General features: G+C 73.0%; 10 protein-coding genes and 1 pseudogene. 10 read left to right on the top strand and 1 reads right to left on the bottom strand.

Annotation, left to right across the window (positions count from 1 at the left end; all coding sequences use genetic code 11):
• The 4 genes and pseudogenes from H0488_RS18660 to H0488_RS18640 all read left to right on the top strand — a co-directional run.
• Positions 1-416: hypothetical protein (locus H0488_RS18660; protein WP_220794773.1), on the top strand; the 416-nt coding region annotated here is incomplete at its 5' end.
• 76 nt (positions 417-492) lie between these two features.
• Complete coding sequence (locus H0488_RS25130; RefSeq protein ID WP_183100743.1) at positions 493-1,194, top strand: flagellar brake protein; 702 nt, start codon at positions 493-495, stop codon at positions 1,192-1,194.
• Positions 1,195-1,266: 72 nt separating this feature from the next.
• A pseudogene (locus tag H0488_RS25305) lies at positions 1,267-2,697 on the top strand (GNAT family N-acetyltransferase); the annotation flags it as partial.
• A 196-nt stretch (positions 2,698-2,893) separates the two neighbouring features.
• Positions 2,894-3,922, top strand: coding sequence for an acetate--CoA ligase family protein (locus H0488_RS18640; protein ID WP_183100742.1), 1,029 nt, complete (start codon positions 2,894-2,896; stop codon positions 3,920-3,922).
• Positions 3,923-3,977: 55 nt separating this feature from the next.
• Here H0488_RS18640 and H0488_RS18635 read toward each other — a convergent pair whose 3' ends face one another.
• On the bottom strand, positions 3,978-4,511 hold the full coding sequence (locus H0488_RS18635; protein WP_183100741.1) for a flavodoxin family protein: 534 nt from the start codon (positions 4,509-4,511) through the stop codon (positions 3,978-3,980).
• A gap of 161 nt (positions 4,512-4,672) precedes the next feature.
• On the opposite strand from H0488_RS18635, the gene H0488_RS18630 reads away from it, so the two are divergent.
• From H0488_RS18630 to H0488_RS18605, 6 genes are all read left to right on the top strand, one after another.
• On the top strand, positions 4,673-5,986 hold the full coding sequence (locus tag H0488_RS18630; RefSeq protein WP_183100740.1) for a wax ester/triacylglycerol synthase family O-acyltransferase: 1,314 nt from the start codon (positions 4,673-4,675) through the stop codon (positions 5,984-5,986).
• Positions 5,987-6,052: 66 nt separating this feature from the next.
• Positions 6,053-7,072, top strand: a complete 1,020-nt coding sequence (gene gap / locus H0488_RS18625; RefSeq protein ID WP_183100739.1) for a type I glyceraldehyde-3-phosphate dehydrogenase — start codon at positions 6,053-6,055, stop codon at positions 7,070-7,072.
• Entirely contained in the window at positions 7,069-7,656 is a 588-nt protein-coding gene (locus H0488_RS18620; protein ID WP_183100738.1) for a 2-oxoacid:acceptor oxidoreductase family protein, read from the top strand. The genes gap and H0488_RS18620 overlap by 4 nt, the downstream gene beginning before the upstream one ends.
• Positions 7,649-8,848, top strand: a complete 1,200-nt coding sequence (locus H0488_RS18615) for a transketolase C-terminal domain-containing protein (protein WP_183100737.1) — start codon at positions 7,649-7,651, stop codon at positions 8,846-8,848. Before H0488_RS18620 ends, H0488_RS18615 begins: the two co-directional genes overlap by 8 nt.
• The gene (locus tag H0488_RS18610) at positions 8,845-9,840 is read left to right on the top strand and encodes a thiamine pyrophosphate-dependent enzyme (protein ID WP_183100736.1); all 996 of its coding nucleotides are present in this window, start codon (positions 8,845-8,847) and stop codon (positions 9,838-9,840) included. The genes H0488_RS18615 and H0488_RS18610 overlap by 4 nt, the downstream gene beginning before the upstream one ends.
• A partial coding sequence (locus H0488_RS18605; protein WP_183100735.1) for an FAD-dependent oxidoreductase occupies positions 9,837-10,328 on the top strand: 492 nt, incomplete at its 3' end. The genes H0488_RS18610 and H0488_RS18605, both read left to right, overlap by 4 nt.

The following is a 10,328-nucleotide window of genomic DNA, read 5'->3' as shown; positions in this document are numbered from 1 at the left end:
CAGCCGTCGCCGTGGCGGTCGCCGTGGGAGCCACGGGCGCGGTCTGGTGGTTGCGCGACGAGCCTGCTCCGGCGGAGTCGTCGCCCGCGCGGGAGCTGTCCGTCGCGACCGTCGCCGTGTCGGCAGACCCGGCTGTCGCCCGGTGCCCGCGCGCGACGGTGGCGCTGGTCGCGACCATCGGGACCAACGGCGCCGCCGGATCGGTGTCGGTCGCCTGGACGCTGCCCGACGGGTCGTCCGGCCCCGGGCAGTCGTTCGCAGTCGAGGACGGTCAACGGGAGATCGTCGCGCGGCTCGACATCACCCTGACCGGCTCGAACGCCGTGGCCGGCGACGCCGTTGCCGTCGTCCGGCCCTCCGGCCTGCGAGCACGGACACGAGTGACCTACCGCTGCCCTGACGGGGGACGACAGTGACTGCTCCCCGCGACGCGGGTCGAGCGCGAAACCACGATTGCCTCAGGTCCTGGCCGCCTGCGCCGACGAAGGGGACGTGACCTTCGAGGACGGCCGCCGTGTTGCCCGCCTGCGCGGCGGGTATCCCGAGGTGCTCTCACCAGTCACCCTGGTGCTGGTCGCGGACGACGGCACGGTCACCGAGCTCGAGACCCGGGTGTCCGACGTGACACCGCGTGATGCCCCGCCGACGGCGATCACCGTCGTCCGGCCGCAGCCGGCGCACCGTGACGAGGTCGAGGCGCCACCGGTCGGTACGACGGTGGAGCTCACCTGGTTGCACGCGTCCGGTGTCATGCGCACGGTCGTGGAGGTCGCCCCGGTCTGGCGTCGGTACGGCCCGGTGTGGGTACTGACGCCGCAGGGCGAGGTGACCCGGCAGCAGCGCAGGGAGTTCTTCCGAGTCCCGGTCTCGCTCGCCGTCGGGATCACCTCGCTGGTGGAGTGGAACGCCGCGCTCGAGTCGCTGGTGCCGACCGCGGGCATGGCCGTCGATCTCTCCGAGGGTGGGCTCCGGGCCGTCGCACGCGGGGTCCTGCCCTCGTCGGGGTCGACGGTCGAGCTGGCGCTCAAGGTCCCCGACGAGACCTTGAGCCTGCCCGCGACGGTCGTCCGCTCGATCTCGTTCCCCGGGGGCAGCAACGGTCTCGCGATGCGTTTCACCGCGACGGGGCGGCACTCCGACCGGATCCGGGCCCTGGTGTTCGCCGCGCAGCGCCGCGCTGCGGGGAAGGGCTGACCGACCCAGGTCCCCGGAGGGACAGGACCAAGGGCTCTCCCCGGACTTGACGCCAGGGGTGAGGATCGAGGCATGCCTGCCCTTGATGAGCTGACAGCAGATCGGCCTGCGCCGGCCGACGTACTCCTGGCCGACGGCTCGATCGCCGTGGTGCGACCGTTGCGCGCCGACGACGAAGAGGGGCTGCGCGCGCTGCACGACGGCGTCTCGGACGAGGCGATCCGGCTCCGGTTCTTCACGGTGGCGAGGCAGACCGCCCACACGTACGTCGACCACCTGCTGGAGGTCGACAACCCGATGGCTCTCGTCGCCGTGCACCACGGCCGCATCGTCGGGCTCGCCACCGCGGAGCCGCTGGACGAGCACCGCTGTGAGATCGCGTTCCTCGTCGCCGACGCGGCGCGGGGGCTCGGGGTCGGGACCCTGCTCCTCGAGCACCTGGCGGCGATGGCGCTGGTGCGCGGCTTCACGGAGTTCGAGGCCGACGTGCTCGCCGAGAACCACCCGATGCTCACCGTCTTCGCCGACGCCGGCTTCTCGCTGACCCGGACCTCGGACCAGGGCACCGTCATCCTGTCCTTCGGCACGACCGCGACCGAGGAGGCGCACGAGCGCGCCGATGATCGCGAGTTCCGCGCCGAGTCCCGATCGCTGGTGCCGCTGCTGCGCCCGCGATCGGTGGCGGTCGTCGGCATCCGGTCCGACAACACCGGGATCGGCGCGACGGTGCTCCGGTCCATCACCGCCGGTGGCTTCCGCGGCACGGTGTCTGCGGTGCACCCGCGCCAGACGTCGCTGGCCGGGGTGCCGGCCTACCCGAGCCTCGCGGACATCCCCGGCCACGTCGACCTGGTGGTCGTCTGCGTCCCGGCCACGGCCGTCAACGACGTCCTGCTCGACGCCGCCGCGTCCGGTATCCGGGCCGCGGTCATCGTGTCGTCGGGGTTCGGCGAGCTGGGGGAGGAGGGGGCCCGCCTCCAGCACGAGCTGTCGGCGACCGCACGGTCGCGCGACATCAGGCTGGTCGGCCCCAACTGCCTCGGCCTGCTCATCAACGACCCCGAGATCCGGCTCAACGCCACCTTCCACGACGCCGTCCCGCCGTCGGGCGGCCTCGCGGTGGCCAGCCAGTCCGGTGGCGTGGGCATCGTCCTGATGGACCTCGCCCGCAAGCTCGACCTCGGCGTCCACACCTTCGTCTCCCTCGGCAACAAGGGGGACGTCTCGAGCAACGACCTGCTCGCAGCCTGGTACGACGACCCGGACGTCACGGCCGCTGCCCTTTACCTGGAGTCGTTCGGCAACGCCGCCAAGTTCGCGCGGTTCGCCCGCCGGTTCGCGGAGCGCAAGCCGCTGCTCGCGGTCGTCGGTGGTCGGTCGGCCGGCGGCAGCCGGGCCGGTGCCTCCCACACGGCGGCGGCGGCCACGCCCGGCGTCGGCGTCGACGCGCTCTTCGCGCAGTCCGGTGTCATCGGCTGCCAGGACGCCGAGGACCTCGCCCGGACCGCCGTCCTGCTCACCGAGCAGCCGCTGCCCCGCGGGCGCCGGCTCGCGATCATCTCCAACGCGGGCGGGATGGGAGTGCTCGCCGCCGACGCGACGGAGCAGGTCGGCCTGGAGGTCCCGGTCTTCTCACCGGAGCTCCAGGCGCGACTGGCCGCNCGCCGGCGCCGGCGCCGGCGCCGACGAGCTGGGCGCGATGCTCGACACGATCATCACCTCGGGCGAGGTCGACTCCGTGCTCATCGTCCCCGTTGCCACCGGCGTCACCGACGGCTCCGCCACCATGACCGGCCTCTCGGCCGTCCGCGAGCGCCACCCCGACGTGCCGGTCATCGCCGTGCCGCTGGGCGGCCTGCCGCCTGCGGCGAAGACCGAGCACCCGATCACCACCTACCTCACCACCGCGTCCGCGGTGCGGGCCCTCGGCCGTGCGGTGAGGTACGCCGAGTGGCTGGCCGTCGAACGAGCGGCTCCGTCGCACAGCGAGCCCGCGGACGTCGTACGGCTCCGGGCGCAGGTCCGGCAGCAGCTGAGCGGACACCCCGACGGGCGCTGGCTGACCCCCGACGAGTCCGCCGGGCTGCTCTCCGGCTACGGGATCGACCTGCTCGGAGAGACCGCCGGCTCCGCTTCCGGAGCGGCCGCGGCCGCTGCCCGGCTGGGCTTCCCGATCGCGATGAAGGTCGCCGACCCGGACGTCGTGCACAAGACCGACCGCGGCCTGGTCCGCATCGGGATCCGCACGCAGTCCGAGATCAAGAAGGCCTTCCGGGCGTTCGCCCGCGAGCTCGGGCACTCGAGCGACGTGCTGGTGCAGCCCATGGTCTCCGGCGCCGAGGTGGCGCTCGGCGTGGTCCGGGACCCGGCTCTCGGCGCGCTCGTCATGGTCGCCGCCGGAGGGATCGCCACCGATGTCTGGGACGACCGCGCCTTCCTCGTCCCGCCGATCGCGCGGGCCGACGCCCAGCGGGCGGTGCGGTCGCTCCGGGTGTGGCCGCTGCTCGACGGCTTCCGGGGTGCGCCCCGGGGTGACGTGGCCGGGCTGGAGTCGATGATCGAGGCGCTCGGCCGGCTCGCGATCGACGTACCCGAGGTCGCCGAGCTCGACCTGAACCCGGTGCTCGTGGGGCCGGAGGGGTGTCTGGTGGTGGACGCGAAGGTCCGCCTGGCGGCGCCGGTCGGACCGGACTCCGCCGCTCCCCGCCAGCTGCGACCGGTGGTCTGAGACCCCCGGTCGTTGACCGGCCCATTTGCTGGCGGGGGCGGGGCTCGTGGGGCTGCTAGACCTTCTGCTGGCAGACGGCGCCGAGCTGCCGTCCCCACGCGGTCGCGCGGTCGAGCTCACCCTCGAGGAGCGGGCCCTGCACGTCGTCGACCAGGAAGCCGACCGGCTTGCCGAGAGCCGCGAGACCGTGCTTGTGAGCCAGCCGGACGGCGGTCGGGCCGGCGGCCTTCGGCAGCCAACGGACCTTGGTGACCCGGGTGTCGAACGCGGCGAGGGCCGGCCCGCCGCCATCGTCGGGGTGCACCGACGCGAGCCAGTCGCGCAGTCCGTGCTCGGCCCGCTCCGCCGGCGCCCCCTGGCGGACCGCCTCGGCCCGGGTCTGGGCCCGGCTCAGCGAGAACGCATGGGTCGGGCCGCCCACGACGAGCAGGTCGAGGTCGGTGTCCAGGACGGCCGGCGCCGAGCTGATCTCGACGAGATCGGTGTCGAAGCCCGCCTGCTGAAGACCGCTCTCCACGGCCGCTGCGACGTGCTCGGTGTTGCCGAACATCGACTCGTAGACGATCAGCGCGCGGGGACGGCGGGTCATGGCGTTCATTGCTCCTCCAGTGATCGGGTTTCACTGCCACCGTCTCGCGCGCGAGCCGACCGCGGCAGAGGCGCCGGTGGGCAACCCGTAGGCCCTTGGTCCCAGGAGCGGATGGCCTTCGCCTCCGGCGGGGCTCCGTACGCCGACCGATGCTGATGAGCATGGAGCACCTCAGCGCACTCTCGGCGGCCTTCCTGTCCGCGGAGGACGTCGACCCGGGCAGCTCGATGGTGATCGGGTCGCTCGCCGTGCTCGGCGGCTCCGCCCCGCGTCTGGAGGAGCTCCGGGACCTGGTCGAGGAGCGGCTCCCACTCGCGCCGCTCTACCGGAAACGGGTACGGCGCAGCATGCTCGGCCTGCGAGCACCCGTCTGGGAGGACGATCCCGACTTCGACCTGGGCGACCACGTCCGGAGGGTCGCGGTGCCGGCGCCCGGAGGACGGGCCGAGGTGGCCGAGGTGATGGGTCAGCTCATGGCCGAGCGGATGGACCGCGACCACCCGTTGTGGGACGTCACCCTCGTCGAGGGCCTCGCGGGCGGACGCTGGGGTCTGCTCTCCCGGGTCCACCACGCGCTCGCCGACGGTGTCTCCGGTACGGCGCTCCTCCGCGTCGTCTACGACATGCCGGAGGGTGCCGCACCTCCCACCGTGGGGCTGCGGAAGTCGTCCGGGAGCTGGCTGCGGCGCCTGACCGGCGCGGCCATCGACGTCGGCCGCGGCGGCCTGGCGCTGGGAACGGCGCTGGTCCCCGTGCACGGGCCGTCGGTGACGGGCACGATCCACCAGGGGCGGCGCTACGCCTGGACCGCCGTGCCGCTGTCGTCGGCCCGCGAGGTGCGTCGCGACCTCCACGTCACCGTCAACGACGTCGCTCTCGCCGCCGTGACCGCAGGATTCCGCGCGCTGCTGATCCACCGGGGCGTCGAGCCGCACCCGCACGCCATCCGGTCCCTCGTGCCCGTCTCGGCCTGGGCCGGGTCGGGCGCGAACGAGCCGGACAACCGGGTGACGCTGATGCTGGCCGACCTCCCGGTCCAGATCGACGACCCGGTCGAGCGGGTGCAGGCGGTCCACGAGGTCATCGACCGGCTCCGGCACACCGGCGAGCCCGCGGCCGGCGTCGCTGCCCAGCAGCTGATCAGTGCCGTTCCGTACCCGGTCGTCGAGAGCGCGACCCGCCTGGCACTGCGGCTCCCGCACCACCACCTGTCGACCGTCACGACCAACGTGCCGGGCCCGCAGCAGCCCCTGTCGTGCCTGGGACGGGAGGTCGAGCAGATGCTTCCCTACGTGCCGATCGCGGACCGGGTGTGCATCGGCGTGGCGATGTTCAGCTACTGCGGTGAGCTGGCCTTCGGCGTCACCGGCGACCTCGACGTCACCGATCTCGACGTCCTGGTCGAGGGCATCGATGCGGGGTGGTGGTCGCTCGTAGGACCCAAGGTCCCTCTGGCCGGTGACCAGAGGCCCTGACCTCCCGGCGCCCCAGTGGCGAGGCTGGCAGTGAGCGCGGGCCGCCCGGCCCCCAGGAAGGACGCCATGACCACGAGGATCGCCATCAACGGGCTCGGCCGAGTAGGCCGCGCCCTCCTGCGCCAGGCCGTGCTGAGCGACGACCTCGAGGTGGTCGGGGTCAACGACCTGGCCGACCTGCGCACCTTGCGTTCGCTGCTGCGGCGCGACTCCACGTACGGCGCCTTCCCGGTCGAGGTCGACGCCGGCGACGACTGCCTGATCATCGACGGACGCAAGATCCCGTGGTCGAACGCCACCACCCCGGCCGAGCTGCCGTGGGCCGACCTGGCCGTCGACGTCGCGGTCGAGTGCACCGGCAAGTTCCGGACGGCCGACGCCGCCGGTGGCCACCTCGAGGCCGGCGCCCGCAAGGTCGTCATCTCCGCGCCCGGCAAGGGAGTCGACGCGACCATCGTCATGGGCATCAACGACGAGACGTACGACGCCGCGCACCACGACGTCGTCTCCAACGCCTCCTGCACCACGAACTGCGTCGCACCGATGGTCAAGGTGCTGCACGACGCCTTCGGCATCCAGCAGGGATTCATGACGACGGTGCACGCCTACACCGGCGACCAGAACCTCCTCGACGGCCCGCACAAGGACCTCCGACGGGCCCGGTCCGCCGCGGTCAACATCATCCCGACGACCACGGGCGCGGCCCGCGCGGTGAGCCAGGTGCTCCCGGAGCTGGAAGGGAAGCTGGACGGCGTCGCTCTCCGGGTGCCGGTGGTCACCGGTTCGCTGGTGGACCTGGCGGTGCTGCTCGACCGCGACGTCACGGTCGACGAGGTGAACGCCGCGTTCGAGGCGGCGACCCGTACCGAGGCGTTCGCCGGCCGGCTGCGCTACGAGAACGAGGCATTCGTCTCCGCCGACGTGATCGGCGAGCCGGCCTCGTGCGTCATCGACTCCGCTCTCACCCAGGCGGCTGGCCGCTTCGTGAAGGTCTTCGGCTGGTACGACAACGAGTGGGGCTACGTCTGCCGCCTGGTCGAGCTGGTCCAGCTCGTCGGCGCCGGAGCGCGAGGAGCGACGACATGACCCTCGACGTGCGGATCCACGGGCGGGGCGGCCAAGGCGTCGTCACCGCCGCAGAGCTGCTGTCCCTCGCCGCCTTCGACCAGGGACTGCACGCCCAGGCGCTGCCGAGCTTCGGCTCGGAGCGCACGGGGGCGCCGGTGGTGTCGTTCTGCCGGATCGACGACCGCCCCATCCGCTCGCACGACCCCGTCGACCACCCGAACCTGGTGGTCCTCCAGGACCCGACCCTGCTGCGCGGCGGCGGCGTCCTCGACGGTCTGGCCGACGACGGTGTCGTGGTCGTGAACACCTCCCGGACGCCCGCCGAGCTGGCGGAGGCCGGGCTCGTCCTCGGACCCGGGCAGCAGATGGTGACGGTGCCCGCGACCGAGCTGTCGTGGCGGCTGCTCGGGCGCCCGCTTCCCAACACCGCGCTGCTCGGCGCCGTCGCCGCGGTCACGGGCTCCGTGAGCCTCGAGGCCGTGCACCGGGCCATCCGCCAGCGCTTCGCGTCGCGCCCGATCGACGTGATCACGGCCAACCTGCGGCTGGCCGAGGACGCCTACGCGGTCGTGATCCAGGAACAGGAGCAGCACCATGCTTAGGCAGGTCGAGGGTTCGCGGGCAGTCGCCGACGCGGTCGCTCGCTGCCGGCCGGCCGTGGTGGCGGCGTACCCGATCTCGCCGCAGACCCACATCGTCGAGGGGCTTTCCGACCTGGTGACGACCGGCGACCTGGCGCCGTGCGAGTACCTCATGGTCGAGTCCGAGTTCGGCGCGCTCTCGGCCTGCATCGGCGCCTCCGCGGCCGGGGCCCGCACCTACACGGCGACCTCGAGCCAGGGACTGCTGTTCATGGCCGAGGCCCTGCCGAACGCCTCCGGTCTCGGGCTGCCGATCGTGATGACGGTCGCCAACCGAGCGCTCGGCGCGCCGATCAACATCTGGAACGACCACTCCGACGCCCTGTCGCAGCGCGACGCGGGCTGGCTCCAGCTCTTCGCGTCGTCCAACCAGGAAGCCGTGGACCTGCACCTGCAGGCGTTCGCCCTGGCGGAGCGGCTGTCGGTGCCGGTCATGGTCTGCATGGACGGATTCGTGCTCACCCACGCGATGGAGGAGATCGACGTCCCCGAGCAGGACGCCGTCGACGCGTTCCTCCCGGCCTTCGCCCCGCGCCAGTGGCTCGACCCCGACGACCCGGTGACCATCGGCGCGATGGTCGGTCCCGGGCAGTTCACGGAGGTCAAGTACCTGATGGCGCGACGTCAGCAGGCCGCGCTGGCGGACATCGCCGAGGTCGCCGCGGAGTTCGAGTCGACCTTCGGTCGCGAGTCGGGGGGCCTCGTTCGGCCGTACCGGATCGACGACGCCGAGGTCGTGCTGGTCGCGATGGGTTCGGCGCTCGGCACCGCCGCCGACGTGGTCGACGCGCTGCGTGAGGAGGGGATCGCCGCGGGCGTCCTGGGCATCACCTGCTACCGGCCGTGGCCGCACGAGGCGGTCCGGGAGGCCCTGCGCGGCATCCCCCGCGCGATCGTGGTCAACCGGGCGATCGCGGTCGGCTCGGGCAGCATCCTGGGCCAGGACGTGCGCCTCACGGCGTCACCCGGCACCGAGGTGCACGACGTCGTCATGGGGCTCGGGGGCCGACCCGTCACCCGGGCCGGACTGCGGCAGCTGGTGCTCGACGTCCTCCACGGCCGGCTTCCGAGGGGAGCCCTCCACTACGTCGACCTCGACGAGACCGTCGCGGCCGACGAGATCGCCCGCGAGGCGGAGGTGACCGTCCCATGACCACGACACCGCTCTACCAGATCGGCACCTTCGCGGCCGGCAACCGGCTGCTCGACCCCGACCAGCGGTCGGTCCAGTCGGGCCAGGACCGCACGAACGCGATCACCTCCGGCCACCGCGCGTGCCGGGGCTGCGGCGAGGCGCTCGCGGCTCGGGTCGTCCTCGACGCGGCGTCCCGCGCGGCGGGTGGCCGGATGGTCACCGTCAACGCCACCGGCTGCCTCGAGGTGTTCTCGACGCCCTACCCCGAGTCCGCCTGGCAGGTGCCGTGGCTCCACTCGCTGTTCGGCAACGCGGCCGCCGTGGCATCGGGCGTCTCCGCGGCCCTCCGGGCGACCGGTCGCGACGACATCCGGGTCGTCGCCCAGGCGGGCGACGGTGGCACGGTCGACATCGGCCTCGGCTGCGTGTCGGGGATGTTCGAGCGCAACGACGACGTCCTGTTCGTCTGCTACGACAACCAGGGCTACATGAACACCGGCGTGCAACGGTCGGGCGCCACCCCGCCGGCAGCGAGCACGGCGACCACCCGCCCGGTCGGGACGTCGGTCGGCAACGCGTTCGGCACAGGCAAGAGCCTGCCGCTGATCGCGATGGCCCACGAGATCCCCTACGTCGCCACCGCGACGGTCGCGGACCTCCACGACCTCGAGGCGAAGGTGACCAAGGCGATGTCGATGCACGGCGCGCGTTACCTGCACGTCCTGGTTCCGTGCCCGCTCGGCTGGGGATCGGCGTCCTCCGAGACCATCCGGATCGCCCGGCTGGCGACCCGGTGCGGTCTGTTCCCGGTCTTCGAGGCCGAGCACGGCTCGGTCACCCACGTCACGCCGATCCGGCAGCCGGTGCCGGTGACCGACTACCTCGAGCCGCAGTCGCGGTTCGCCCACCTGTTCTCCGGCGCGGGGCGACCGGACGTCGTCGCTGCCCTGCAGGACCGCGCCGACCGCAACATCGCCCGCTACGGGCTGCTGACCGAGGAGACACCATGAAGCTCCCGTACGCCGTCACCCTGGGGCCCGGCTCCAGCCTCGCCGACCTGACCGGCACGTGGCGCACCGAGCGCCCCGTCTACCGGAGCCTGACCGCCCCCTGCGGCAACTCCTGCCCGGCAGGCGAGGACGTCCGGAGCTGGCTCTACCTCGCCGAGAGCGGCGGGGCGGGCTACGAGGCCGCGTGGCGCGCGATCATGGAGACCAATCCGTTCCCGGCGATCATGGGACGCGTCTGCTACCACCCCTGCGAGACCGCCTGCAACCGCGGCAACCTCGACGAGGCCGTCGGCATCAACTCGGTCGAGCGGTTCCTCGGCGACCAGGCCCTCGCGGAGGGCTGGGACGTCAAGGTCACCGCCACCCCCACCGGTCGGCGGGTGCTGGTCATCGGGGCGGGTCCGGCGGGCCTGTCGGCGGCGTACCACCTGGTGCGCATGGGGCACTCCGTCACGGTGCGCGACTCGGCATCGGCCGCCGGCGGCATG

The sequence above is a fragment of the Nocardioides pelophilus genome, from assembly GCF_014180685.1.
Taxonomy (GTDB): domain Bacteria; phylum Actinomycetota; class Actinomycetes; order Propionibacteriales; family Nocardioidaceae; genus Nocardioides; species Nocardioides pelophilus.
This window is presented reverse-complemented; position numbering and strand designations above follow the sequence as displayed.